Here is a 25,180-nt window from a genome sequence, read left to right as displayed (position 1 = left end):
AGCTGAGATTTACAGTTGTTTAAAAATAGATCGGAAAAGGGTGAAAGTATGGCGAAATATTCTCTTATTGCGACAGCTGCAATGGGACTTGAATCCATAGTAGCAAATGAAGTGAAGAATTTAGGATATGATTGTACTGTTGAGAATGGAAGGATTACATACCAGGGAGACGAAACAGCCATTGCACGTTCTAATTTATGGCTGAGGACGGCAGACCGTGTAAAGATTAAGGTAGGGGAATTTAAGGCGTATACATTTGACGAATTGTTTGAGAGGACAAAAGCACTGAACTGGCAGGATTTCCTTCCTGTTGATGCAGAGTTTCCCGTACAAGGGAAATCAGTGAAATCAAAACTATTCAGTGTTTCTGACTGTCAAGCAATTGTGAAGAAAGCAATTGCTGAAAAATTAAAAAGTCATTATAAACGTAATTCCTGGCTTGAAGAAACCGGCCCTTTATTTAAAATTGAAGTATCTTTGTTGAAAGATACTGCCACCATCACGATTGACGCAAGCGGGGCAGGCCTGCACCGCCGCGGCTACAGGACGGGTCAAGGAGAAGCACCGATCAAAGAAACGCTTGCAGCTGCCATGATACAATTGACAAGCTGGACGCCGGACCGCCCATTTGTTGATCCTTACTGTGGTTCAGGCACTCTTCCAATCGAAGCTGCTTTGATCGGACAAAATATTGCCCCGGGCTTTAACAGGGAATTTATTTCTGAACAATGGCCGTGGATCGGGCAAAAGGTATGGGATGAAGCTCGAATAGAGAGTGAAGATTTAGCTGAGTATGATCGTGAACTGGATATAATGGGTACAGATATCGATCACAGAATGATTAACATATCAAAGGAAAATGCATTTGAAGCGGGATTAGGCGATATTATTCAATTCAAACAGATGCAGGTAAAGGATTTCACCAGTGAGAAAAAATATGGTGTGATTGCAGGCAATCCTCCTTATGGCGAGCGCCTTGGTGATAAGCCAGAGGTGGAGAAGATGTATCGTGAGATGGGAGAGGCATTCAGTAAACTCGATACTTGGTCCATTTATATGCTGACTTCCAATGAGAACTTCGAAGCCTGCTACGGGAAACCGGCGACCAAAAAGAGAAAACTCTTCAATGGCTTTATCAGAACAGACTATTATCAATACTGGGGGCCAAGACCTCCAAGAAAAAAAGAGCAAGATCATGGACAGGCTGTGGAATAAATATTCCATTTTGTGCGTAAACTTCCTAAAGATTTCATTAATGTCTATAACGTTGGGAGTGGCACACATGCATTCGTCGATAGATGATTTCGTAAAGATATCAAAGGCGATTGAGCAAACCTATGAATTGCTGATAAGCTCTAATGCAAACAAAAGTGCATTGGATCAATTGTCACAGGCTGAATTGGAACTGAAGAATGCATTTTCATATAGCATCAGTGAACAAAAATCGGCTTTTTAGTTCTATAGGAAAAATAAAGAAACGCAGGTGCAGCAAGCTCCTGCGTTTTCTTTTGTGAAAACTTTCATATGGAAATTTCATTGATTCTCAGGTAAAGTAGAAATTATTGCTTATTGGCAATTGAATAATGAACGGAGGCGCAAAATGAAGAAAACACTGCCATTCTCCCTATCCAAAACAGAATCTTTCTATGACCAATTGAACGATTGGATCGGGGATGTATTTTACGATGTTTTACCCGAAAAAGGGTTTGAAATAAGAGACGAACAGATTTATATGGCTTTTCAGCTTTTGAATGCCTACAAAAATAAACAAGTTATCTTTGCAGAAGCAGGCGTAGGAACAGGGAAAACATTGGTTTACTTATTGTATGCCCTTTGCTATGCAAGATATACTGGTAAACCGGCAATCATAGCTTGCGCAGATGAAACATTGATCGAACAGCTGGTCAAAGAAGGCGGGGATATCCAAAAGCTTGAGAAGGCATTGGATTTGTCCATCGATGTGCGTCTGGCAAAATCAAGAGAACAATATTTATGCCTGAAAAAATTGAACAACGTTTTAGAAAAGACGAATAATGACCATTTTGATGATGTTTTCGACCAGCTGCCAAAATTCGTCCACTCACCTGGTTCCATGAACAAATTCGAGGTATACGGCGACCGCAAGGATTACTCTGCATTGTCAGATGAAGAATGGACGCAAATCGGGTGGGATCCCCTTCAGGATTGTTTCTCCTGCGACTTGCGCCATCGTTGCGGTCAGACCCTGAATCGAGAGTATTATCGTAAATCAGGTGACTTGATAATCTGCTCCCATGATTTTTATATGGAACATGTCTGGACAAAAGAATCCAGAGTCAGAGAAGGACAACTGCCATTGCTGCCTGAAGCAAGCTCTATCATTTTTGATGAAGGGCATCTTTTGGAATTTGCCAGTCAAAAAGCGTTGACATACCGCATTACTTGGCAGACATTGAACGATTTACTGGAGAAACTGCTCTCCAATGATGTAAGGGAAAAAACACTGAATATCATTGAAGATGTTCTGGCTCTGAATGATGAATGGTTCGATCTCCTTAAGGAGAATCTGGTTCAGGTAGAAGGATCTGAACGGATGCAAGTGAATAAGGGAATGATTGTACTTAAACAGGCAACAAGATTGAAAGATATGATTGACGATCTCTTGGAAGAATTGGTTTTAGATGCAGAGATGTACGTCATCAATGACTACGATTTGAAGATCGTTGAAGAATACTTAGATCAGATAGTCTATTCCTTAAAGCTTTTCGTTGAAGACGATAAAGGGATCGTATGGTTTGAAGAGTCTCATTTAGGAAGTACAATTGTAATCATGCCGAGACTTGTTGAAGATATTTTAAGGGAAGAAGTATTCTCTCAAAAGCTGCCATTTGTATTCTCTTCTGCAACACTTTCAAATAACCAGGACTTCACTTATATCAGCAAAAGCTTGGGAATCGACTCTTTCTCCTCACTCTCAGTGGAATCACCATTTGAATACGAGGAAAATATGAAAGTGGAGTTTATTGCGGCCAATAATTTTGATGATCGCATCAAGGAAACCATCTCTTCCATTGAACATTCAAATGGAAGAACGCTTGTATTATTTAATTCAAAATCTGAACTGGAGACATTCAAGGGAAAAATAAAAGATCTTGAAGGCTTCCAATATCCTATACTTTTTGAAGGGGACAAGGAAATCAGTACGCTTGTCCAGGAATTTCAATCTGTTGAAGAAAGCATCTTGTGTTCTTATCATTTATGGGAAGGGTTGGATATCCCTGGTTCCTCTTTATCAAACGTCGTTCTGTTTTCATTGCCATTCCCGCCAAAGGATCCGGTCTTTGAAGCAAAGCGAAAAGGAGCTGAAGATGCGTTCCTGCAAGTAGATCTTCCATATATGCTGCTTCGATTCAGACAGGGAATCGGAAGACTGATCAGAACCTCTGAGGATTCAGGCTCAATCACTGTATTGATGAGCCCGGAAGAAATAAAATCCTACGCAGAAAACCTGCAGTCAGTGCTACCGGTATCACCACAGACAACTACGGTATAATTATGAAAGAGCCTCCAACTATAGGAGGTTCTTTTTTGCATTTAATTCTACCCTTTTGTATATTTTTCCTTTTTTCAGAAAAGTATGATAGTATAGAAAAGCGGAAGCGCCTCGATCAGCGCCGACCAGCATAAGACGGAACTCGAAGGAAATCCTGATTTCCGTAGAGGTGCGGCTTATGACTCGAGGGGCTAGGCGCTGGAGCTGGACAAATAAATAGGGATTTATTCATTTGTTAGGGGGAAATACAATGACAACAGCGATTGCTGGCTTAGAAAAAGACTTTTTAGACTACGTAAAAAAAATGCAAGCCTATAATGAGGCAATCAGTTTGATGTATTGGGACTTAAGGACAGGTGCTCCCAAAAAAGGTGTAGAACAGCGTTCAGAAGTAATCGGGATGCTCTCATCGGAAGCTTTTGCCATGTCAGTATCCGAAGAAATGGCTGCATACATAGCAAAATTATCACCACTAGAAAACGAATTGAATGAAGTAACTAAAAAAACATTAAAGGAAATCAAAGCGGATTATGACCGCAACAAAAAAATCCCTGCTGCCGAATTCCAAGAATATATTGTTTTATGCTCCAAGGCAGAAAGCGTCTGGGAGCAGGCGAAAGAGGATGCTGATTTTGAACTTTTCCGCCCGTATTTGGAGAGACTCGTAGAATTCAATAAAAAATTCATCGGATACTGGGGATATGAAGGCAACAAATACAATACTTTATTGGACCTTTATGAGCCAGGCATCACGGTTGAAGTACTTGATGAAGTTTTCAGCGAGCTTCGCAGCGAAATCGTCCCATTGGTGCAAAAAATTTCAGAGTCGGAACATAAACCGAAAACGAGCTATCTTTCTGAACACTTTCCTAAAGAAAAACAAAAAGAATTCAGCTTGAAAATTCTTGAAAAAATGGGCTATGACTTTGATTCAGGCAGACTGGATGAGACAGTGCATCCGTTCATGATCGGTTTGAACCCGGGAGATGTACGGGTCACGACCAAGTATGATGAAAATGATTGGAGAAACGCTGTTTTTGGCACAATCCATGAAGGCGGACACGCGCTATATGAACAAAATATTTCAAACGAACTTGTGGGAACGCCGTTATGCACCGGTACTTCAACAGGCATCCATGAATCCCAGTCATTGTTTTATGAGAATTTTGTTGGCCGGAATAAAGCTTTTTGGGCTCAAAATTATGAGTTATTGAAAACCTATTCTAATGGACAATTTGATGGCGTATCCCTTGATGAATTTTACAGGGCCATCAATGAATCTAAACCATCCCTCATAAGAATTGAGGCAGACGAATTGACTTATCCACTTCATGTCATGATTCGATATGAGATTGAAAAAGCTCTCATCAATGATGAAATTGAAGTCAAGGAGCTGCCGCGTATTTGGAATGACAAGTATGAACAATACCTCGGTATCCGTCCATCAAATGATGGTGAAGGAGTCTTACAGGATGTCCATTGGTCAGGAGGAAGCTTTGGCTATTTCCCTTCCTATGCCCTTGGCTATATGTATGCAGCACAATTAAAGCATAAAATGGATGAAAGTATACCGGAATTCGATGAACTTTTGGAAAAAGGCGATTTAGAGCCAATTAAAAAATGGATGACAGAAAATGTTCATCAATTCGGGAAGACGAAAAAACCGCTTGAAATTCTCAAAGATGCAACAGGAGAAGGATTGAATGCATCTTATCTGATCAACTACCTGAAACAGAAATATGATGAAATCTATAAACTTTCTTAAGGGAAATGAAAAAGAGGGGCAGCGGCTTCTCTTTTTTCATTTATCATGAATGCCTTTGGAACGGGTGGAAGCAAATCACAATAAACTAGTGGGAAGGATGATAAGGAGAGGGAGAAAAATGGAAAAGTATTATTGTGATAGATGCCGTACACTTTCTGAAACAGATGGCATTTGTAAAAACTGCGGAAGTTATGCTCAGAAAAAGATTGTCATAGAAGTACAGGATGGCAAGAAGAGAAGTGACGAGGCAGATTCATAGTAGTCCACAAAACTCTATGCTAAGATTAGAAAGAAATTTCTGAAAGCAAGGAGTGGATTAAATGTATTTGCCGTCTTTTCGTATTGATGGAAAAACAGCCGTGGTAACAGGTGCCGGAAGAGGGATTGGGAAGGCAATTGCCATCGGGCTTGCTGAAGCTGGAGCGGATGTTGCCCTATTATCACGGACGCTTGAGGACTTGGAATCCACTGCGGATGCCATTCGAAGCCTTGGAAAAAAAGCCTACGTCCTGCCTACTGATGTTACTTCAAGAGATGAAGTAAAGAATGCAGTCGGGCAGGTTGTTCAAGAAGCGGGAAGAATCGATATCCTTATCAATAATGCGGGTATGAATATTCGATCTAATGCACTCTCCGTGACGGATGATGAATGGCAAAAGATAATGGATACGAATTTGAAATCCGCCTTCATGGTCTCACAGGAAACCGGAAAAATCATGAAAGAACAGAAAGATGGAAAAATCATAACGATCGCTTCTGTAGCGGGGGCTGTCGCTTTAAGGACCGGGGTGGTTTATGCAGCAACAAAAGCTGCCTTGATCCAGATGACAAAGGTCCTCGCCTTTGAATGGGGCAGTGATAACATTAATGTCAATGCCATCGGTCCTTGGTATTTCAAGACTCCGCTGACTGAAAAGCTTCTTCAGGATCCTGATTATGTAAATGATATCCTGGCAGTTACTCCGTTGAAGAGGATAGGGGAACTGGAAGAATTGGTTGGACCTGCTGTTTTTCTTGCGTCGGATGCAGGCAAATACATAACTGGCCAAACAATATTCGTCGACGGTGGAATGACCATCAATGGATTTTAAAAAAAGAACGAAAGGTCCCATTTAAGGGTTCCTTTCGTTCTTTTTTTGCAGGATGATTTCATTTATACATTTTGATCGACCATTAGAATGATTGTGAGCTCCCCCACATCCTGAAGCAATATCGGAAGCCGGAATGCTTTATCAAAACCTGAAACCTTGGAGTTTCCTGACATGACAGTGGGCGGTGTTATATCCATTGAAAAACCATCTTGAAAAACTTGAGTCGATAAATGGCCGGCTATCATATTACCAAGTTCACCGGAAAATGATTCAAGCATTTCGCCTTCAAGAGGCATTCCGAACATGGCTGAACCTATCCTAGCAAAAACATGTTCCTGGCCATCGATCATGATCCTTCCTCTTATATCGCCTGTCATCCCGATTAATACTGCAATACTCTCATGAAAATATGAATTGGAAATCATTGATGGCTTTGAGATTTGCAACGGTATTGGGATGACCGATTTGATTGAATGGATCGTACAATTCAGGACATCTGTAACTGCTTTTGTAATAGTCATGTCGAAACCCCCGGTATTTTGTCTAAAAATATAATACCATAGAATGGTGGAAAATAGGGTAAAAATTTCCCATTAATCTGAAAACTTATCAGAAAAGATAGACCGATAATCCCCTGTCAAAAGCCCTGAATACTCATGTGAAATAAGGAAAACCTATCCTTAAAGTACGTGTAAGGAGGAGGGGTTTTATGCCAAAGGTCGCATCAGTGGAAGTTGGGCTGCCTGCACATATTATCGATCAAAAGGATGCGAAAAGTTTTATCGGTTCTCTATTTTCTAGAACGAATCTGAATGTGGACCGGCTATTGAACGTATTCATAAATGGAGAAATCGAAACGCGGTATTTTGTAAAGGATCTGGATTGGTTTGCAGAGAACCATCGTTTTTCAGAGAAAAATGATTTTTTCATTGAGGAAGCTGTACGGCTGGGAGCAGAGGCTATTCAAAAATGTCTGTCGTCAAATGAATTTTTGGCGGAAGCAGTCCCATATGAAGAGATTGATGCGATATATACAATTTGTACTACCGGTTTGTCGACGCCCAGCATCGAAGCGAGAATCATGAATGTTCTTCCGTTTTCACGGCAGACAAAAAGGATACCTATATGGGGGTTGGGTTGCGCTGGGGGTGCTTCAGGCCTCTCTAGGGCATTCGAATATTGCCTTGCTTTCCCGAAAGCAAAAGTGCTGGTCCTGAGCATTGAACTTTGCAGTCTGACATTTCAGCATAATGACCATTCGAAAAGCAATCTGGTCGGCACTTCACTTTTTGCAGATGGTGTGGCCTGTGCATTAGTATGCGGTGATGAAAGTAAAATACCGCAAAAAGGAACCAAACCGCTGCCGTCAATTTTAAAGACCCGCTCCACATTAATGGAAGATTCCTTGGATGTGATGGGATGGGACATTGAAGATGACGGGCTCCATGTGGTCTTCTCAAAAGACATTCCTTCCATTGTGACGAATTGGCTCCGGCCGAATGTTATGGATTTTTTGAACGAAAATGATATGGACATGAAGGATATATTACATTTCATTGCCCATCCAGGTGGAAAAAAAGTCCTCCAAGCTTATCAAGCAGCTTTGGGATTTGAAGAGTCCATGCTAGAGGTCCCTTTGAATATTTTAAAAAAATATGGAAATATGTCTTCAGCTACGATTTTATATGTATTGAAAGAATTTCTATTAAAAGATATCGGAGCAGGGGAAGTCGGTTTGGCCGCAGCACTCGGACCGGGCTTCAGTTCTGAATTGTTGTTAATGAGGTGGGAATAATGATGTTTTTTTTAGCATTCTTCATCCTAATCATATTTCAACGGCTGGCCGAACTTTTGCTGGCCAAAAAAAATGAGAGGAAAATGAAACAACTTGGCGCCTTGGAATTCGGCAAACTCCATTATTATTTTATGACAGGAATGCATACCTTATTTTTCGTCGCCCTTTTTGCAGAGGTTATGATGGCTGATAGGGGAATGAATCCATTATGGGGGGGCCTTATGACAGCGTTTTTGCTGGCTCAGGCGGCAAGGATTTGGGTGATATCATCATTGGGTCCCTTCTGGAATACAAAAATCATTATTCTGCCTGAGGCAAAGCTGACCACGAAAGGACCATATAAGTTTATCAAGCATCCTAACTATCTAATCGTAACGTTAGAGCTCTTGATTATACCGCTCTTGTTCAATGCCTATTTCACAATGATTATTTTCGCTATATTGAATGCTGTAATATTGTCCATCAGGATTCCATTGGAGGAGAGGGCGCTCATTCTTGCGGATGATCATTTAGGCGGTCATCTTCATAAAAACCGGTTTTTTCCGAAGCTATCAAAATGATTTTCGATTGAAAATGATTATCACTTATGTTACGATTTGATTGAACTTGAAAATCAATCTCATTTAAAGCTGGAAGGCTGGTGAACGGAATGAATTGGCTTTTTGCCGCTTCTACCCTTGTCATATATGGATTCGTACTGGCTTATGTATTAAAGAACATCCTGAAAGTTACAAAAACACAATCATAAGTGTCCAATGGTTAATTGGATATTATCGCGTTCACTTTTTAAAGTGAACGTTTTTATTTTTTGTGCATTTAATAGGAATACACGAAAAAATCCGTTACAATAAAAGCGTTATCAAAAAAAGTAGACTAATTTACAGGGAGCAATTATTGTCATGGAGAATGCATCGAAAGTCCAAACAGAGACGCTGCTGTCAGAAGTATATGTCTTAAATAAAAAATTCAATCAAAATGGTGACATAGAAAGAGCAGAGAAAGCACTTTTATTGTCACAAAAGATATACAAGGGCGAATTCATTGCCGCTTTTACGGGCCATTTTTCTGCTGGTAAATCGACAATGATCAATAAGCTGCTTGGGGAACAGGTCCTTCCTTCCAGCCCCATTCCAACAAGCGCAAATTTAGTAAAAATCAGAAGCGGTTCTGAAGATTATGCAATGGTGCATTATCGATACAGGGACCCTCTTATGTTTCCATCACCCTATGATTTTAAAAAGATCAAGGAATTCTGTAAAAATGGTGAAGATGTTCAATCCATTGAAATTGAAAAGAACGATAGCAGGATTCCTAAAGGTGTCACAGTCATGGATACACCAGGGGTTGATTCGACTGATGATGCCCACCGACTATCAACAGAATCAGCCATCCATTTAGCAGATATCGTTTTTTATGTAATGGATTATAATCATGTTCAATCTGAACTGAACTTTGTGTATACAAAGGAATTATTGAAGCACGGAACTGAACTTTATCTGATTGTCAATCAAATCGATAAACATCGGGAGGAAGAGCTTGATTTCCATGATTTCAAGGATTCTGTAATCCGTTCCTTTGAATCTTGGAATGTTCATCCAAAGGGAATCTTTTTTACTTCAACGAAAGATGCCCAGGTTCCATTTAATCAGTTTAAAGAGGTCCAATCTTTAATCTCTGAGAAAATGAAGGAAAAAGACTCATTTGTACACCAATCAGCTGTATCAGCAATTAGCCGTCTTAAAGAAGAGCATGAAATGTGGCTGAAATCAGAGGAAGAATCAAGGTTATCTCCTCTAAAGGAAATACTCGATTCCATCCCTGAAACAGATTATTTAACAATGCTTGAAAAAGAAGGGCGATTAGAGGCTGAGCTGGCCCAAATAAAAGACAAACAGGAAAACTGGAAAAAATCGATCGGAAAAGAGATTGATGTTCTCCTGAAAAATGCTTATTTGCTTCCATTTGAAACAAGGAGTCTTGCTGAAGCATACCTGCAATCTATTCAATCTGACTTTAAAGTGGGCTTCCTCTTTGGGAAGAAAAAGACAGAAGAAGAAAGAAAAGCGCGCCTTTCTGCTTTTTATGAGAGTTTGAAAGTGCAGGTTCAGTCCCAGTTGGAATGGCATTTGAGACAATTATTCACTGATCAATATAATGCATTGACTTTGGATGCCCAAAGCCTTTTGCAGCAGGCACAAAAAATAGAAGTCTCTTTCGATGAACAATTGCTGATGGATATGGTGAAAAAAGGTGCAGGAGCAACTGGTGATTATGTCCTGAACTATACGAACGATATTGCAGATGCACTAAAGAAGAAAGCAAAAGAAGCATCAGTAAATCTCATTGGGATGTTTACAGAGGCTATATCAGAACTGGGCAAGGCTGAGGAAGACAGGATTTATATGAAATTGGGAGGAATTAAAGAGAAGGCGGATGCAGTTAGGAAGATGATGAAAATCAGTGAAGAAACTGCAGAGAAGACTGCCTTTTTCAATCAAGGTACTGAACCCAATGGCAGCGATTTTCAATTGTATATTTCCAAATTGGAAAATGCAGCATCAAACGTTGAGATATATAATGCCGATAATGAGGATGAGGAATCTTCCATTACAGATGCGGACAGAAAAAGCACTCAGGATGTAGAAGAAAAGTTGATTTCAGCTTCATCCAATAACATTTCTGTATCTGAGATGGCAGATAATTTAAGAGGAGCTGCAGCGGCAATCAAAGGAAAGGTCGGCTTTGATAAAACCTCGCGATTATTAATGGAGAAAGCGGAACGGCTTGGAAATCGTGCCTTTACCATTTCATTATTCGGTGCATTCAGTGCAGGGAAATCTTCGTTTGCTAATGCGCTATTAGGTGAAAAAGTTCTTCCTGTGTCACCTAATCCGACTACCGCTTCTATTAATCGAATTTGCCCGCCGACAGAAGAATATGTGCACGGAACAGCTGTCGTACATTTCAAATCCAAGGAGAATATGCTTGCAGATATTCAACAGTCATTGAAAATGTTTGGTTCAGCTTGCTCCACACTGGAGGAAGCTGTTGAAAAAATCCCAACCATCCTTAAAGGGAATAATGGGGAAGGGAAAGAAAAAGTACATCTGTCATTTTTGGATGCTTTCCAAAACGGATACGGGCAGTATGGCAGCCTCCTCGGAGAAATATTATCTGTGGATATGGAAGATTTTAAAGGATTCGTAGCCAATGAACGCCAGTCTTGCTTCGTGGAATCCATTGATTTGCACTATGATTCAGCTTTAACCCGAATGGGGATCACTTTAGTGGATACACCTGGGGCAGATTCGATCAATGCACGCCATACCGGGGTATCCTTCGAATATATAAAGAACTCGGACGCAATCCTCTTTGTCACGTACTACAATCATGCATTTTCAAAAGCAGACAGGGAATTCCTGATCCAGCTTGGACGTGTTAAGGATGCTTTTGAATTGGATAAAATGTTCTTTATTGTAAATGCCATAGATCTGGCTGAATCAGAAGATGAAAAAGAAGAAGTGTTAAACTATGTAAACGATCAACTTCTTGCTTACGGAATCAGGAATCCAAGATTATATGGGGTTTCAAGCTTGCTCGCCTTGCAGGAAAGCAGCATTGGGCAATCAAAGATTCAACAATTCAGCCATGCTTTTGAATCCTTCCTGGAACATGATTTAACAGCCATGGCCATTGATTCAGCCAAAAGAGAATTAGAAAAAGTGGCTGAGAGAGTTAATCAGATCATCCTTAGCTCTGAAAAATCAATTGAAGAGAAAGAAAAGAATAAGAGAGCATTGAAAGAAAGTTTAGCTGCTTTAATGGATGTATTTTCGACTGCAGACAGTGATGATATTCTCTTGAGACTTGAACAAGAGACATCTGAACTCTTGCATTACGTTCATCAAAGGGTGTTTTTCAGATTTTCTGATTTCTTTAAGGAAGCATTCAACCCTGCGCTCCTTCAAAAAAATGATAGGAAATTGCTTGAGGCCGCTCTGGAAGATTTGGTTTCCACACTAGGCTTCGATTTTTCTCAAGAAATGAGGGCAACTGCTCTTAGACTTGAAAACAAGTCTAAAAAATGGCTGATGAGCCAGTTTGACGATTTACAGCACAAAGCGAAGAGGATCAACAATGAATTGGTCTTCAATCTCTATCAGCCTGCGGATGTGCAAAGCATGACGTTTGAAGATGCCTTCAAGGAAGAAAATCTTGCCTATTTAGAAAAAACATTTAAATATTTTAAAAATCCTAAATCATTCTTTGAAAAGAATGAGAAAACAATGATGCAGGAAGATTTGGAACGTATGTTAAAACCTGCGGCACAAAACTACTTGGATGAACAAAAGACCAAAATGGAACATTCCTTTGGCGATTACATTAAGCAGGAATTCAGCATTCTTTTGGATTCTGTAAAAGAAGACTGTCATGACCAATACAAGGCGTGGGAAGAAGTCTTGAGCCAGGATGTTAATGTAAGCGAATGGAAAGAAATAAGGATGTCCCTGGAGAAAAGGATTTAATAGGGATGGCTGCAAACGGGAAAAATCCATATCACGTATGCGCATCCTGCATCCATTTTGAAGCTTCTAAGGTAAACGGCCACATGAAATATCAATGCAAAAGACTTGGATATGAAACAAAACCAGATTACGTTTTTAACTGCTGGACTCCAAAAAAGCAAGTGGAGGATTTGATGATCAAACGTTCAGAGGAGGGAGAACTTTGAAAACCATCATTGAAATAGAAGAATTGAAGAATCTTATGCAAAAAGGGGAAAATCTCCGATTGATTGACTGTCGTTTTTCACTGGGAAGTCCTGAAAAAGGCAGGGAGGAATATCAAAAAGGTCATATTCCCGGTTCAATCTATCTTGATTTGGAAAAGGATTTGTCTTCCCCGGTAAGTGAACATGGAGGGAGACATCCACTGCCGAAAATGGAGGAGTTTAAATCAACGCTTGAGAAGGCGGGGATTGAGCCTGAAATGAAAGTCGTGATTTCTGACGGTGGAGACGGGGCTTTTGCCGGACGGTGCTGGTGGCTTTTGAAGTACGCGGGCCATAAGGACGCCTTCATTTTAAATGGGGGATACAAATTGTGGCGTGAAGAAGACCTGCCGGTTGAGCAAACAATTCCCTCCTATGAGGCAAGTAAATACGAACTTCAGATCAAAAATGATATGCTGGCAGGGTACGAGGAAGTAAAAGAAGCATCTGAAGGCAGAAATAAAGCGATATTGATTGATTCCAGGGCATATTCCCGCTACATAGGGAAAGAGGAGCCAATCGATAAAATTGCAGGACATATACCTGGGGCAGTGAATAAAGATTGGTCAAAAGGTTTCCGGAATGGGAAATGGCTGCCGGTCGAAGATCAGAAAAAGAGATTTTCAGAGTTTCCCGAAGATGCCCGCATCATCGTTTATTGCGGATCGGGCGTGACCGCCACTCCAAATGTCCTTTCCCTTTTGGAAGCAGGATATAAAAATGTGAAGCTTTATGCCGGCAGCTACAGTGATTGGGTATCTTATCCTGAAAATCCTGTAGAAAACATAAGCACGCAATGATGAACATGTTATAATGTTCAACCGAAGGAGTGATAATTTTGGATCGTCAGCAAAATCTGCTATTAATTGATGGAATGGCACTATTATTCCGTTCCTTTTATGCAACTGCTGTGACTGGACAATATATGATTAATTCGAACGGAACACCTACGAATGCCGTTCAAGGCCTTATGAAACATCTTCTGACGGCAGTGAATGCAGTGAAACCCACTCATGCTGCTGTCTGCTGGGATATGGGAAGCAAAACGTTCCGCAACGAATTATTTGTGGATTATAAATCTAATCGTGAAGCTCCGCCTGTTGAGATGCTGCCGCAATTTGATTTGGCAAAAGAAGTCGTCTCCGGGTTTCAGCTGCCCAATATCGGACTGGCTGGATATGAAGCGGACGACTGCATCGGAACTATTGCAAAGTCTGTAGATCCAGCTACAAAAGTCACGATCTTGACAGGTGACAAAGACTTGCTTCAATTATTGGATGATCATATTGAAGTCCTCATCCTGCAAAAGGGATTCGGGAATTATCAATGGTACACAAAAGATGGCTTCTTCGATGAGAAAGGCATTACACCAAGGCAGTTTATCGATGTAAAAGCATTGATGGGAGATTCCAGTGATGGATATCCCGGGGTGAAAGGAATCGGAGAGAAGACTGCTTTAAAACTGATTCAAGAACATTCGTCCATTGAAGGGGTTTTAGAGAATCTTGATAAATTAACTCCGGGACAGCGCAAAAAAATTGAAAGTGATCTGGAGATGCTCCATCTTTCAAGGAGGTTGGCGGAAATCCATTGTGAAGTGCCGATTGATTTTGAACATGGTCTGGCGGAATGGAGCAAAGTGCCTCAAAACTGTATTGAAATTGTCAATCAATTTGAATTAAGATCATTGGGAAGATATTTAGTACAGAATCATGGCCTGGAAGCGTATATCGGCTAGAAAAATGACATTATAATCAGAGCTCGGGGATTGCTCCTCGGGCTTTTTACCATTGTAATTTACAAAGCTAGTCATTGTCATTCGGTGTCCAAAAAGGATGGCAAACGAAATGGATTTAGGGTAAGATTAAAAAGCAGAAATAGGTAAGGATGGGGAGAAAAAAGTGAAAAAGGATCTTTCTTTAGGGGAATTTCTGCTGGATATGAAAGGTAGAGGCTTTAAATTTGAACAAGATGCAATCGGATTCATATATTTCGGCCAGCGTTCTACCGATGCATCCGATCAGCTCGTAAAATCTGCCATTGAAATAACATTGAAGACGCAGAAAACATTTGATGGGAGCTTTTACATTTCGCTCCTTGAAACATTGAAAGAAAACGAAATTAATTCCCGCAATAAAGCTTTGCAGTTTGTAAAGGAAATAGGGCTGCTGGCATAAAAAACAGGTGCATCAATGGGAGATGCGCCTGTTTTTTTAATACCCAATTTTTGTCATTCGGTCATTCCTCCATTTTCGCGGATAGCTCTCCTGGCAAGTTCATCTGCACGATTTTCCTTGCTTGGAATCCATTTTATAAAAAAGAGGTCCAGCTGCTTTGACAGATCCAATCCTTTTTCAAAGATGATCCTGTATTTTTCTTTTTTGACAAACTCTTTCTCAACCGCCCCAACTACTGCTTTTGAGTCAGTCCGAACGGAAACGATTCGATAACCCTTTTCAACGCAAATCTCCATTGCCTTTAGGAATGAAACAAATTCAGCTTCATGGTTATTCATTTGTCCCAGGGGAAAAGTGTATCTTTCGACTGTTCCATTATTATTTATGAATACTCCTGCTCCGCTTGGGCCGGGATCTCCCGCACTTGCCCCATCTATATAAACTTCCACCATTCAACATGCCGCCTTTCGATACAATAAAGGATTTTTTTATCAAAATGTGAGAAAATAGATAGACGAATAAAAAATTCGAACATGATTCTAAATACTTAATAATTATAGCGGTGGTGCCAATTTTGTACAACCGCATGACATTCTATGTGAAGGGGAGATGAATATGCAGGCAAAAATAATTTGGAAGTATAAAGGAGCCTTTCCTGCCGAGTTTCAGTCAGATTGGATTCCCTTCGATAAAGTAGAAAAGATCATAAATGATTTAATTAAAACAGGGCGGGTATCAGAACTTTCAATTGAAGATGAAATGGGGAACAAATGGAATCAAAAAGAATTCCAAAAACTTCAACAAAAGGTTGAACAGGAACCCCATGATGTAGTTGTCTATTTTGACGGAGGGTTTAAAAAAGAGGAAAGGGTTTCAGGAGTTGGAGTGGCTGTTTATTATAAAAAAGGGAAAGAGCAGTGGAGAGTAAGGGAAAACGAAAGGCTTCTCCAGCTTGAGTCCAATAATGAAGCTGAATATGCAGCCCTTTACACCTCTTTGAACATCCTTGAAGAGCTTGGGGTTTCGTCCATTCCATGTACGTTTAAAGGGGATTCACAAGTGGTATTGAACCAACTGACAGGGGAATGGCCTTGTTTTGACGAGGTGTTCAATAAATGGCTCGATAAAATTGAAAATAAAATGAAGCATCTCCGCATAAAAGCCAATGTAGAAGTCATTTCACGGAATCATAATAAAGAGGCAGATAAACTTGCACAGCAGGCATTGGACGGAATAAAGGTCCATAGTAATGGAATGATCAGAAATAGTGATGAGGATTGAAAGGGATGTCATGTTTTGAATAGACAAGAATTATACGCAGAATTGGAAGAAATCCTTGCGACTTATTGTGAAGATTGTTTTTTAAAAGCTTACCATCGCAAGGAATATGGAAAAGCAAATGCCCATAAATTTTGTATTGAAAAATGCACAGTGGGTCAAAAACTAAAGGAATACGGCAAGAAGCTGTCTTGAGAACACTATAGAACTGAAACAAAAAAAGGCTGACAAATTGTCAGCCTTTATATTTTTTCATGAATTATAATTTTACAACGTTAGCAGCTTGAGGTCCACGGTTTCCTTCAACGATTTCAAAAGAAACTTCTTGACCTTCTTCTAATGATTTGAAACCGTCGCCTTGAATAGCAGTGAAATGTACGAATACATCGTCTCCGCCTTCAACTTCGATGAATCCAAAACCTTTTTCGTTGTTAAACCATTTTACTTTACCGTTTTGCATGCTTAAATCCTCCTAAATGTACACAAGCACCTTAAGATGCTTTCAAAAATATTATCATTTACCTATAGCTCTTACGTATGTAAATAAAAGTATAGTAAATGATGACTTAAATATACAACATCAATAATGGATAGTCAAGAAGTTGAAGACGGAGTAGTTGAAATTTTCAACTTTTTTAAAATGAGCTGCCTGCCATGCTGTAAACACTTGGTTTGCTTGTTAAATGGCAGGAACTATAGTAAACTTTTAATGATTGTTTAAAATGTTGTGTATTGGAGGATATGGGATGCCGACACCCAGTATGGAAGATTACATAGAACAAATATATTTGTTGATTGAAAATAAAGGCTATGCCCGTGTCTCTGATATAGCAGATGCCCTTTCCGTACATCCCTCCTCAGTTACTAAAATGGTGCAAAAGCTGGATAAGGACGATTATCTAATTTATGAAAAGTATAGAGGGTTGATTTTGACCCCAAAAGGGAAAAAGATTGGGAAACGATTGGTTTACCGCCACGAACTTCTTGAGCAGTTTTTGAAGATGATTGGGGTAAAGGAAGAGCATATCTATGAAGATGTCGAAGGGATTGAGCATCATTTAAGCTGGGATTCCATCGACCGCATCGGTGACCTTGTTCAGTATTTTGAAGAAGAGCCTGCGCGGATTGAAAATCTTAAATCTCTTCAAGACAAGAGCGACGAATAAAAATGTATTGGTTTCACAAACTAATAAAATCCATCCTTGTTTTATGAAGGATGGATTTTTTAATACTTCATGAATTTTCAGTTAGTAAATTGGCGGAAATAAATTGAATCCGGGATCTTCAGAATCCGTATGCGATAAAAAAGAAATTCCTTCTGTGTCCCCTTGAATTTCAACATTGGAAATGATTCCATCCTCAGCTTCAGCAAGTGCTTTTTGGTAGGAAATGATTCTTCCGGTATTTGTCTCAAAACTGATGATCTTCCCATTGTGATTACGCTGCACCTTTACAATCGATTCCATGCACATCCTCCTTTTTTAAAAAGTATGCCCGATTAACATAATCTTAATATTGGCAGGAGTTTTTAGGTTTATCCATAATATATAAAGAAGGAAATAGATTTAGAGGAGTGGATGGAGTGGCATATAATTGGCATGAAAAAGCTGAAAAGGATTGGGATGATAGAGCTGATTTCTGGCATTCAAACAGTAAAGAGATGTGGGAAACCGGGAGCAGGAAGGACATCGTCCCTTTCTTTAAAGAATATGTTCCACTAGATGGTGAGATTGGTGATCTCGGGTGTGGTGATGGGTATGGCGCTTTTTTATTATCAAAAGAGGGTTATCGTGTAACAGGTATGGATATATCGCCAAGAATGGTTGAAATGTCTAATGCCTACAAAAGTGAAAGACTCGATTTCATAGTGGGAGATTTAAATCGGATCCCTTTTCAAGAGAATGAACTATCCGGAGTAATGGCTATCAATTCATTGGAGTGGACAGAAGATCCTTTCAAGGTCCTAAAGGACATCCATCAAAGTGTCAAAAAAGGAGGATATGCATTATTTGGGATTTTAGGTCCGACAGCCCAGCCGAGAATCAACAGCTTTGCCAGGTTGACAGGACAACAGGTTATCTGCAATACGATGATGCCTTGGGAATTCGAGAAACTCTCAGAACTGGCAGGTTGGGGAAAAATTGCTGAACGGCATGTCCTGAAAAGGGGAGTGGACACTAAAATGGCAGATCGACTGCCAAGCGAATTAAAGCAAGCATTGAGTTTCATGACATTATTCATGCTAAAAGCGTGAAGCGGAAGGATGGACAAGGATGGATCAACGTTATTCGATTCAGGAATTCATAAAGGCTACAGAACAGCAGGATAAAGGTGAGGGGCTATTCGAATTGGAGACACCCCGTTTTCTTGAGGTAAACCTTGAAGGGCAGGTTTGGGCTGGTTCAATGATTTCATATAGGGGTCAAGTGAAATTTAAGCGAGAGGGCATTTTGGAACATGGAATTGGCAAAATGTTTAAAAAAGCACTCACGGGTGAAGGTACGGCCCTGATGAAAGCATCTGGCAGCGGAAAACTCTATCTTGCTGACCAAGGAAAGAAAATATCCATATTAAATCTTCAAGGGGAAAGCCTTTATGTCAATGGCAATGACCTATTGGCATTTGAAGAAACGATTGATTGGGATATCAAGTTAATGAAAAGGATTGCCGGGATCATTTCCGGGGGACTTTTTAATGTGAAGCTTAAGGGGACAGGCATGGTTGCCATCACTTCTCATTATGAACCTCTGACATTGATGGTGGAGCCAGGTAATCCAGTTTATACTGATCCAAATGCCACTGTTGCGTGGTCAGGAAATTTAAGCCCTGAGTTTGTGACAGACATATCACTGAAAACATTTTTTGGGAGAGGCAGCGGGGAGTCCATCCAAATGAAATTCGAAGGACATGGATTTGTCGTTGTACAGCCATTTGAAGAAGTCTATTATTCTCAACAGTCGTAAGTATACATACTCTGGAGGTAGGTATCATGGAAACAAAGCCGGTATATAAATCAGATATTCAAATTGCCCAGGAAGCAGTTATGGATCCCATCAGTGTCATTGCAACGAAAATTGGATTGGGACCCGACGATATTGAATTGTACGGGAAATATAAAGCAAAAATCAGTTATGAGGCGATCAATAATCTGCCTCAGACAGGTGAGGGAAAGATCATTTTGGTGACTTCAATCAATCCCACCCCGGCAGGTGAAGGGAAATCCACTGTAACAGTCGGTTTGGGTGATGCATTAAGCCAGCTTGGGAAGAAGACCATTATTGCAATGAGGGAGCCTTCTCTTGGTCCGACAATGGGAATCAAAGGAGGAGCTGCGGGCGGAGGCTATTCGCAGATTCTTCCCATGGAAGATATCAACTTGCATTTTACAGGCGACATCCATGCCATCACTGCGGCTAATAATGCCTTATCTGCATTGATCGATAATCATATTCATCAAGGGAATGAATTGAAAATCGATCCAAGAAGGATTATTTGGAAAAGGGTGCTGGATATAAACGATAGGGCACTCCGAAAAGTGGTAATTGGCTTGGGCGGGCCCGTTCAAGGTGTTCCAAGGGAAGATGGATTTGATATTACTGTTGCTTCCGAAATCATGGCGGTGCTCTGCCTGGCGGTTGATCTGAAAGATTTAAAAAAAAGGATCTCTTCCATTGTGGTCGCTTACAATGTGGATAAGGAACCGGTAACAGTAGGCGATCTAGGTGTGGAAGGTGCACTGACGCTTCTTTTAAAAGATGCACTGAAGCCAAACCTGGTACAGACAGTAGAGCATACACCGGCTCTTGTCCATGGCGGACCGTTTGCAAATATTGCCCATGGATGCAACAGCGTCATGGCAACCAAAACAGCAGCTAAACTAGCTGATTTCGTTGTGACAGAATCTGGATTCGGGGCGGATTTAGGAGCGGAGAAATTTCTTCATATCAAATCCAGGGCAGCAGGGATAAAGCCGAGTGCAGTTGTGATTGTTGCAACAATCAGGGCGTTGAAGATGCATGGTGGAGTGGTTAAGACAGAGTTGAAGAGCGAAAATGTACAGGCGCTCAGAAAGGGTCTTGATAATTTAAGGAAACACATAGAAACAATTAAACAGTTCGAACTTCCTTTTGTAGTGGCTGTCAACCGATTTGTAACGGATACAGAGGAAGAAGTTTCCCTTTTGCTGAAGTGGTGTGAAGAAAATGGGGTATCTGCATCTTTGACAGAGGTATGGGAACATGGTGGAAAAGGCGGATTAGATTTAGGAGAGAAAGTCCTTCAGGCGATTCAAGATCAAGAAAACAACTTTCATGCACTATATGAAGTATCCGATTCGATTGAAGAAAAAATAACGGCAATCGTACAAAAGGTGTACGGTGGAAAAGGCGTTGAATTCTCAACAAAAGCATTCAGACAGCTTAAGGAAGCAGAAAGAAATGGATGGGGCCATTTGCCTGTATGTATGGCAAAGACTCAGTATTCGCTGTCAGATGACCCGAACAAGCTCGGAAGGCCTTCTGACTTCACGATTCACGTAAGGGAATTAATCCCTAAGCTAGGGGCAGGATTTGTGGTTGCATTGACCGGGGATGTCATGACCATGCCGGGTTTGCCAAAGAAACCAGCAGCAAATGGCATGGATGTTGATGATGAGGGAAGAGCTGTCGGTCTATTCTAAGAATGATTTCTAATTAACGAAAATAATTAATAGACAATATAAACTTTGGAGAGATTGCCATGTTTGATCCTACCGCATATGAAAATTTAAAAGTCGTACTGGAAGGTGCACTGTATGATCTTGATTTAAGCGGGGAAATCAAGGTCATCGGCAGAAAGGATTTAATTGATCTCGCATCTCTTTCAAGACTTTATGAAGTCACGGCAGCTCTTTCATCCAAAGAATCACACATTGCCGCTTCCATCAGGCTTGAAGCCGGGATGAAACAACTGGCTTCGGAATTGTTGGATCTCACTGACAGTTCCCCTGGCGTAGTGGCGGAGATTGAGTTTAAAGGGGACCGTGATGACCTTACAGACCGAAATATCAATTTGATCAAAGAAATGTGGGGGACAGATAGATTATATGAGGAAAATAATATTATTTCTTCTTTAAAACCACCTGCCAGATCCCTCCTTCTCACATTTGATCGAATGATTACGGAAGAAATGGTCGATGATTTGCTGGAGATGACTCATCACACAGTTAAAACACTGACAGCCCTTAGCAGATAGGGGATAGACAAGGGGGAAATGGATTGAAGATTGCTTGGGTGACCGACAGTACGGTGTGTTTGGATGAAGAACTTTCTTGTCATCCTGATTTATACCTGCTGCCAATGACGATTCTGCTAGATGATGAAGAATATCTCGATGGTGTGACGCTTCAGCCGGAAGACCTATACCAAAAGCTGAAAGGACTAAAAAAAATACCAAAATCCTCACAGCCATCAGTAGGTTTATTTGTAGAGTTATATTCAAAGCTAAAAGAGGAATATGATTTTATCATTTCCATCCATGTGTCTTCACATTTAAGCGGAACCTGCTCCACTGCCAGTCAGGCTGCTAAAATGATAGATCATCCCATTGAAGTGATTGATTCTAAGATCTTATCATATCCGCTCTCATATATTATCAAACAAGGGATGAAGGTCGTTTCAGATGGAGGTTCCAGTGAGGAAGCTGTAGAAATAATAGAGGATCTATTGAAAATAAATGAAACATATGTACTTGTCGGAAGTTTGGAACAGCTGCATAGAAGCGGCAGAATGAATGGCCTTCAATTTTTTATTGGCAGTTTTATGAATATCAAACCGATCATCTCCATTTCAGATGGAAAATTGCTTGTAAAGGAAAAGGTGCGCAGCGGTAAAAAAGGGTTAGAGAAAATGGTGGATTATATAAAAGATTCTTCTGGAAAAGGAACAATTAAGGAAATCTTTATTTTATATGGCCTCCATGAAGAAGAAGCTTTAAAATGGAAGAATCATATCAAGGGGATGTTTCCTGATGTTAAATGTTCAACCCATCCACTCGGGGCAGTCATCGGTCTGCATGCAGGTGAACATACATTAGGTATCAGCTGGTTCTGTGAAAGTTAACCCATTTATTGCTTATTAACATGAAAAAAGCTGGCAAATGCCGGCTTTTTTCATGTTAATAAGTATGAAGTAGTTAAAGGCTGATGGGATAACATGATAAAATATAATCAAGGACGTGGTTTGATAATGAAAGAGTGTATAAGTAATACAGAGGAATTTGTGAAGAGCTGTCTAAAAGATGATTCATCAGGACATGACTGGCATCATATTGACAGGGTCAGGAAAATGGCGCTTCACATAGCTGAAGGAGAAAACAGCGGCGATCCATTTATCATTGAGATGGCATCGCTTTTGCATGATATTCCCGATGAGAAGCTGAATGAAGATATAGAAAAAGGGAAAAGGAAGCTTTCGGATTGGATTGATTCATGTACTTTGCATGAAGAGCAGAAACAGCACATCCTTGAAATCATTTACAGCATTTCTTTCAATGGCGGCCATGAAGCAGCATTAAATTCAGTGGAAGCAATGATAGTAAGGGATGCAGACCGCCTGGATGCTATCGGTGCGATAGGAATTGCCCGGACTTTTGCATACGGAGGAAAGAAAGGGTCGCCCATGTATGATCCAGCCATCAATGTCAGAAAGAATATGACGAAAGAGGAGTACCGCCAAGGGAAATCCTCCTCAATACATCATTTTTATGAGAAACTATTATTGCTTCAAGAAAAAATGATGACAGATACTGCGAAAAATATCGCTTATGAACGTCATCATTTCATGGAACAATTTTTAGAGCAATTTTATAAAGAATGGAATGGTTATGAATGAAAATGTTCTCTGTGGAACAACTATCAAAATCTTACGGAGAAAAAGATCTTTTTAATAATATTTCTTTTACGATATCTGAAAAAAATAGAATTGGTTTGATTGGGGTAAATGGAACGGGAAAATCGAGTCTTTTGAAATTGATTGCCGGTATCGATCTTCCTGATACAGGGGAAATGAGTGCGCCGAAGGACTATACGATCGGATATCTCCCCCAGGAACCTGCGGTCAATGAAGAAATGTCAGTGCTTGACCAGGTTTTTCAAAGTGAAGCCAAAATCATCCGGCTTCTTAAAGAATATGAGGAGACATTATTAAAGCTGGAAATTCAGCCTGAGAATGAAGAAGTGCAGCAGAAGCTTTTCAGGCTTCAAAAAGACATGGATGCAAATCAGGCATGGGAAGCAAATTCAGCTGCAAAAACAATTTTAATGAAATTGGGAATCACTGATTTCAAGCAAAAAATGGCCGAGCTTTCAGGTGGACAGAGGAAGCGGGTGGCGCTTGCCCAGGTGCTGATTGAAACTCCGGACCTCCTGATTTTGGACGAGCCTACTAACCACCTCGACTATGAATCTGTCAAATGGCTGGAAGAATATCTGGCAAAATACAGCGGTTCCTTGCTGCTCGTTACACATGACCGGTATTTTCTAGATTATGTGACAAATAAAATATTTGAACTCGATAATGGCTCCCTCTATGAATACAAAGGAAATTATCAGGATTTCATTGAAGCAAAAGCTCTCCGGGAAGAGCAGATGGCGGCCGCTGAGGATAAAAGAAGGAATCTTTACCGCAATGAGCTTGCCTGGATGAGAAGAGGCGCTAAAGCAAGGTCGACTAAACAAAAGGCCAGGATACAGCGCTTTGAATCCATTGAGTCGCAATTGGGAAGCGTCCCTGCTAAAGAGCAAGTGGAAATGTCTTTTAAAGGAAGCAGGCTTGGAAAACAAGTTCTTGAATTTTTAAATGCTCAAAAATCATTTGGCGACAAATATATCTTGAAGGATTTTGATTGGCTTGTGAAACCTGGGGACCGTTTTGGCATAGTCGGTAAAAACGGGAGCGGGAAGTCCACGCTTTTAAATATGATCGCGGGGAATTTAGCCCTCGATAGCGGTGAGCTGAAAATTGGACAGACGGTGAAAATCGCCTATTTTCAACAGAACCATGAAGAGATGGATGAAAATATGCGAATGATTGAATATGTCAGGGAGTACGGGGACGTGATAGAAACGACAGAAGGAGAGACTGTTTCAGCTGCTCAAATGCTTGAACGATTTTTGTTTCCGATGCATTCCCATGGGACGCTGATCAGGAAGCTTTCAGGAGGAGAGAAAAGACGTCTGTATCTCCTTAGGTTATTGATGACAAAACCGAATGTGCTCCTGCTTGATGAGCCGACCAATGACTTGGATACTCAGACCCTTACTGTGCTCGAAGATTATATTGAAGAGTTCCCTGGTGTGGTCATTACCGTTTCCCATGACCGCTATTTCCTGGATAAAACGTCAACTCAGCTCCTTGTATTCCAGGGAGAAGGTGTAATACTTCCTTTCTACGGGACATACAGCGAATATTTAGAGAAAGAGGCACAGGAGAATAAAGAGAAGGCTGCTCCTGCTAAAATGAAGACAGTCGTAGAAGAGACTCCTAAAAAGAAGAAAATGACCTATATGGAAAAAAAGGAATGGGAAGAAATCGAAGAAAAAATCTCTTCTGCAGAGGAGAAACTAGAAAAGGCTCAAAGTGATCTGGAAAACGTCGGAAGTGACTTTGATAAAGCAAGAATCCTCATGGAAGAGATTGAACAATACAATGAGAATCTGGAATTGCTGATTGAACGATGGTCCTATTTATCCGAGCTTGCGGATTAGCAGTTAAAAAAGTCTTTATGTTACAATG

26 protein-coding genes are annotated in these 25,180 nt (G+C 40.5%); 22 read left to right on the top strand and 4 right to left on the bottom strand.

The genetic code is table 11. From position 1 onward, the window contains the following. Positions 1–48: 48 nt before the first annotated feature. The 5 genes from ABTV07_RS12625 (at position 49) to ABTV07_RS12605 (ending at position 6,388) form a co-directional block, all read left to right on the top strand. Positions 49–1,215 carry a THUMP domain-containing class I SAM-dependent RNA methyltransferase gene (locus ABTV07_RS12625; RefSeq protein ID WP_433742774.1) on the top strand — a complete coding sequence of 389 codons (1,167 nt, stop codon included), beginning with the start codon at positions 49–51 and terminating at the stop codon, positions 1,213–1,215. A 67-nt stretch (positions 1,216–1,282) separates the two neighbouring features. Then, positions 1,283–1,456 (top strand): hypothetical protein, encoded by a 174-nt coding sequence (locus tag ABTV07_RS12620; protein WP_433742773.1) that lies wholly within the window; start codon positions 1,283–1,285, stop codon positions 1,454–1,456. A 144-nt stretch (positions 1,457–1,600) separates the two neighbouring features. Next, positions 1,601–3,532, top strand: a complete 1,932-nt coding sequence (locus ABTV07_RS12615) for an ATP-dependent DNA helicase (protein ID WP_433742771.1) — start codon at positions 1,601–1,603, stop codon at positions 3,530–3,532. 250 nt (positions 3,533–3,782) lie between these two features. Then, positions 3,783–5,297 carry a carboxypeptidase M32 gene (locus tag ABTV07_RS12610; protein WP_433742769.1) on the top strand — a complete coding sequence of 505 codons (1,515 nt, stop codon included), beginning with the start codon at positions 3,783–3,785 and terminating at the stop codon, positions 5,295–5,297. 320 nt (positions 5,298–5,617) lie between these two features. Beyond that, positions 5,618–6,388 (top strand): SDR family NAD(P)-dependent oxidoreductase, encoded by a 771-nt coding sequence (locus tag ABTV07_RS12605; RefSeq protein ID WP_433742767.1) that lies wholly within the window; start codon positions 5,618–5,620, stop codon positions 6,386–6,388. Positions 6,389–6,450: 62 nt separating this feature from the next. Here the strand turns inward: ABTV07_RS12605 and ABTV07_RS12600 are convergent, their stop codons facing one another. Next, positions 6,451–6,909 carry a chemotaxis protein CheX gene (locus ABTV07_RS12600; RefSeq protein WP_433742766.1) on the bottom strand — a complete coding sequence of 153 codons (459 nt, stop codon included), beginning with the start codon at positions 6,907–6,909 and terminating at the stop codon, positions 6,451–6,453. A 188-nt stretch (positions 6,910–7,097) separates the two neighbouring features. Between ABTV07_RS12600 and ABTV07_RS12595 the strand changes: the two genes are divergently transcribed. The 7 genes from ABTV07_RS12595 to ABTV07_RS12565 all read left to right on the top strand — a co-directional run bounded on the left by ABTV07_RS12595 (position 7,098) and on the right by ABTV07_RS12565 (position 15,131). Beyond that, on the top strand, positions 7,098–8,183 hold the full coding sequence (locus tag ABTV07_RS12595; RefSeq protein ID WP_433742765.1) for a type III polyketide synthase: 1,086 nt from the start codon (positions 7,098–7,100) through the stop codon (positions 8,181–8,183). 2 nt (positions 8,184–8,185) lie between these two features. After that, entirely contained in the window at positions 8,186–8,743 is a 558-nt protein-coding gene (locus ABTV07_RS12590) for an isoprenylcysteine carboxyl methyltransferase family protein (protein WP_433742764.1), read from the top strand. A 339-nt stretch (positions 8,744–9,082) separates the two neighbouring features. Further along, positions 9,083–12,709, top strand: coding sequence for a dynamin family protein (locus ABTV07_RS12585; protein ID WP_433742762.1), 3,627 nt, complete (start codon positions 9,083–9,085; stop codon positions 12,707–12,709). Continuing rightward, entirely contained in the window at positions 12,670–12,915 is a 246-nt protein-coding gene (locus ABTV07_RS12580) for a hypothetical protein (protein WP_433742760.1), read from the top strand. The genes ABTV07_RS12585 and ABTV07_RS12580 overlap by 40 nt, the downstream gene beginning before the upstream one ends. Next, complete coding sequence (locus ABTV07_RS12575; protein WP_433742758.1) at positions 12,912–13,754, top strand: sulfurtransferase; 843 nt, start codon at positions 12,912–12,914, stop codon at positions 13,752–13,754. Before ABTV07_RS12580 ends, ABTV07_RS12575 begins: the two co-directional genes overlap by 4 nt. A 38-nt stretch (positions 13,755–13,792) precedes the next feature. Next, positions 13,793–14,692: a 5'-3' exonuclease gene (locus ABTV07_RS12570; RefSeq protein ID WP_433742756.1), complete on the top strand. Its 900-nt coding sequence runs from the start codon at positions 13,793–13,795 to the stop codon at positions 14,690–14,692. Positions 14,693–14,855: 163 nt separating this feature from the next. Then, positions 14,856–15,131, top strand: coding sequence for a DUF6123 family protein (locus ABTV07_RS12565; protein ID WP_433742755.1), 276 nt, complete (start codon positions 14,856–14,858; stop codon positions 15,129–15,131). A gap of 53 nt (positions 15,132–15,184) precedes the next feature. On the opposite strand, the gene ABTV07_RS12560 is transcribed toward ABTV07_RS12565, so the two are convergent. Continuing rightward, on the bottom strand, positions 15,185–15,583 hold the full coding sequence (locus ABTV07_RS12560; RefSeq protein ID WP_433742754.1) for a reverse transcriptase-like protein: 399 nt from the start codon (positions 15,581–15,583) through the stop codon (positions 15,185–15,187). A 163-nt stretch (positions 15,584–15,746) separates the two neighbouring features. On the opposite strand from ABTV07_RS12560, the gene ABTV07_RS12555 reads away from it, so the two are divergent. Together ABTV07_RS12555 and ABTV07_RS12550 are read left to right on the top strand one after the other, a co-directional pair. Next, positions 15,747–16,412: a reverse transcriptase-like protein gene (locus tag ABTV07_RS12555; RefSeq protein WP_433742752.1), complete on the top strand. Its 666-nt coding sequence runs from the start codon at positions 15,747–15,749 to the stop codon at positions 16,410–16,412. Positions 16,413–16,427: 15 nt separating this feature from the next. After that, positions 16,428–16,604: a zinc-finger domain-containing protein gene (locus tag ABTV07_RS12550; RefSeq protein ID WP_433742750.1), complete on the top strand. Its 177-nt coding sequence runs from the start codon at positions 16,428–16,430 to the stop codon at positions 16,602–16,604. A 64-nt stretch (positions 16,605–16,668) separates the two neighbouring features. Here the strand turns inward: ABTV07_RS12550 and cspD are convergent, their stop codons facing one another. Then, on the bottom strand, positions 16,669–16,869 hold the full coding sequence (cspD, locus tag ABTV07_RS12545; protein WP_009791749.1) for a cold-shock protein CspD: 201 nt from the start codon (positions 16,867–16,869) through the stop codon (positions 16,669–16,671). A 286-nt stretch (positions 16,870–17,155) separates the two neighbouring features. Between cspD and mntR the strand changes: the two genes are divergently transcribed. Then, positions 17,156–17,575, top strand: a complete 420-nt coding sequence (mntR, locus tag ABTV07_RS12540; RefSeq protein WP_433742747.1) for a transcriptional regulator MntR — start codon at positions 17,156–17,158, stop codon at positions 17,573–17,575. Between the two features lie 81 nt (positions 17,576–17,656). Here mntR and ABTV07_RS12535 read toward each other — a convergent pair whose 3' ends face one another. Then, positions 17,657–17,875 carry a DUF3892 domain-containing protein gene (locus ABTV07_RS12535; RefSeq protein WP_433742745.1) on the bottom strand — a complete coding sequence of 73 codons (219 nt, stop codon included), beginning with the start codon at positions 17,873–17,875 and terminating at the stop codon, positions 17,657–17,659. 116 nt (positions 17,876–17,991) lie between these two features. Between ABTV07_RS12535 and ABTV07_RS12530 the strand changes: the two genes are divergently transcribed. The 7 genes from ABTV07_RS12530 to ABTV07_RS12500 all read left to right on the top strand — a co-directional run bounded on the left by ABTV07_RS12530 (position 17,992) and on the right by ABTV07_RS12500 (position 25,152). Further along, a complete protein-coding gene (locus ABTV07_RS12530) occupies positions 17,992–18,663 on the top strand; it encodes a class I SAM-dependent methyltransferase (RefSeq protein ID WP_433742743.1) in 672 nt (223 codons plus the stop codon). A gap of 19 nt (positions 18,664–18,682) precedes the next feature. Continuing rightward, a complete protein-coding gene (locus ABTV07_RS12525; protein ID WP_433742742.1) occupies positions 18,683–19,372 on the top strand; it encodes an AIM24 family protein in 690 nt (229 codons plus the stop codon). A gap of 26 nt (positions 19,373–19,398) precedes the next feature. After that, positions 19,399–21,087: a formate--tetrahydrofolate ligase gene (locus ABTV07_RS12520; protein ID WP_433742741.1), complete on the top strand. Its 1,689-nt coding sequence runs from the start codon at positions 19,399–19,401 to the stop codon at positions 21,085–21,087. Between the two features lie 59 nt (positions 21,088–21,146). Next, positions 21,147–21,641: a hypothetical protein gene (locus tag ABTV07_RS12515; protein WP_433742739.1), complete on the top strand. Its 495-nt coding sequence runs from the start codon at positions 21,147–21,149 to the stop codon at positions 21,639–21,641. 23 nt (positions 21,642–21,664) lie between these two features. Beyond that, positions 21,665–22,507, top strand: coding sequence for a DegV family protein (locus ABTV07_RS12510; protein WP_433742738.1), 843 nt, complete (start codon positions 21,665–21,667; stop codon positions 22,505–22,507). 126 nt (positions 22,508–22,633) lie between these two features. Then, positions 22,634–23,278, top strand: coding sequence for an HD domain-containing protein (locus tag ABTV07_RS12505; RefSeq protein ID WP_433742736.1), 645 nt, complete (start codon positions 22,634–22,636; stop codon positions 23,276–23,278). Then, entirely contained in the window at positions 23,275–25,152 is a 1,878-nt protein-coding gene (locus ABTV07_RS12500) for an ABC-F family ATP-binding cassette domain-containing protein (RefSeq protein ID WP_433742734.1), read from the top strand. Before ABTV07_RS12505 ends, ABTV07_RS12500 begins: the two co-directional genes overlap by 4 nt. The last annotated feature ends 28 nt before the right edge of the window (positions 25,153–25,180 follow it).

It is taken from the genome of Falsibacillus pallidus (assembly GCF_050990905.1).
Taxonomy (GTDB): Bacteria; Bacillota; Bacilli; order Bacillales; family DSM-25281; genus Falsibacillus; species Falsibacillus pallidus_A.
This window is presented reverse-complemented; position numbering and strand designations above follow the sequence as displayed.

Coding starts and splice junctions, on each gene's coding strand:
- ABTV07_RS12625 (WP_433742774.1), top strand. CDS start 49: ATGGCGAAATATTCTCTTATTGCGACAGCTGCAATGGGACTTGAATCC.
- ABTV07_RS12620 (WP_433742773.1), top strand. CDS start 1,283: ATGCATTCGTCGATAGATGATTTCGTAAAGATATCAAAGGCGATTGAG.
- ABTV07_RS12615 (WP_433742771.1), top strand. CDS start 1,601: ATGAAGAAAACACTGCCATTCTCCCTATCCAAAACAGAATCTTTCTAT.
- ABTV07_RS12610 (WP_433742769.1), top strand. CDS start 3,783: ATGACAACAGCGATTGCTGGCTTAGAAAAAGACTTTTTAGACTACGTA.
- ABTV07_RS12605 (WP_433742767.1), top strand. CDS start 5,618: ATGTATTTGCCGTCTTTTCGTATTGATGGAAAAACAGCCGTGGTAACA.
- ABTV07_RS12600 (WP_433742766.1), bottom strand. CDS start 6,909: ATGACTATTACAAAAGCAGTTACAGATGTCCTGAATTGTACGATCCAT.
- ABTV07_RS12595 (WP_433742765.1), top strand. CDS start 7,098: ATGCCAAAGGTCGCATCAGTGGAAGTTGGGCTGCCTGCACATATTATC.
- ABTV07_RS12590 (WP_433742764.1), top strand. CDS start 8,186: ATGTTTTTTTTAGCATTCTTCATCCTAATCATATTTCAACGGCTGGCC.
- ABTV07_RS12585 (WP_433742762.1), top strand. CDS start 9,083: ATGGAGAATGCATCGAAAGTCCAAACAGAGACGCTGCTGTCAGAAGTA.
- ABTV07_RS12580 (WP_433742760.1), top strand. CDS start 12,670: ATGGAAAGAAATAAGGATGTCCCTGGAGAAAAGGATTTAATAGGGATG.
- ABTV07_RS12560 (WP_433742754.1), bottom strand. CDS start 15,583: ATGGTGGAAGTTTATATAGATGGGGCAAGTGCGGGAGATCCCGGCCCA.
- ABTV07_RS12555 (WP_433742752.1), top strand. CDS start 15,747: ATGCAGGCAAAAATAATTTGGAAGTATAAAGGAGCCTTTCCTGCCGAG.
- cspD (WP_009791749.1), bottom strand. CDS start 16,869: ATGCAAAACGGTAAAGTAAAATGGTTTAACAACGAAAAAGGTTTTGGA.
- mntR (WP_433742747.1), top strand. CDS start 17,156: ATGCCGACACCCAGTATGGAAGATTACATAGAACAAATATATTTGTTG.
- ABTV07_RS12535 (WP_433742745.1), bottom strand. CDS start 17,875: ATGGAATCGATTGTAAAGGTGCAGCGTAATCACAATGGGAAGATCATC.
- ABTV07_RS12525 (WP_433742742.1), top strand. CDS start 18,683: ATGGATCAACGTTATTCGATTCAGGAATTCATAAAGGCTACAGAACAG.
- ABTV07_RS12520 (WP_433742741.1), top strand. CDS start 19,399: ATGGAAACAAAGCCGGTATATAAATCAGATATTCAAATTGCCCAGGAA.
- ABTV07_RS12515 (WP_433742739.1), top strand. CDS start 21,147: ATGTTTGATCCTACCGCATATGAAAATTTAAAAGTCGTACTGGAAGGT.
- ABTV07_RS12505 (WP_433742736.1), top strand. CDS start 22,634: ATGAAAGAGTGTATAAGTAATACAGAGGAATTTGTGAAGAGCTGTCTA.
- ABTV07_RS12500 (WP_433742734.1), top strand. CDS start 23,275: ATGAAAATGTTCTCTGTGGAACAACTATCAAAATCTTACGGAGAAAAA.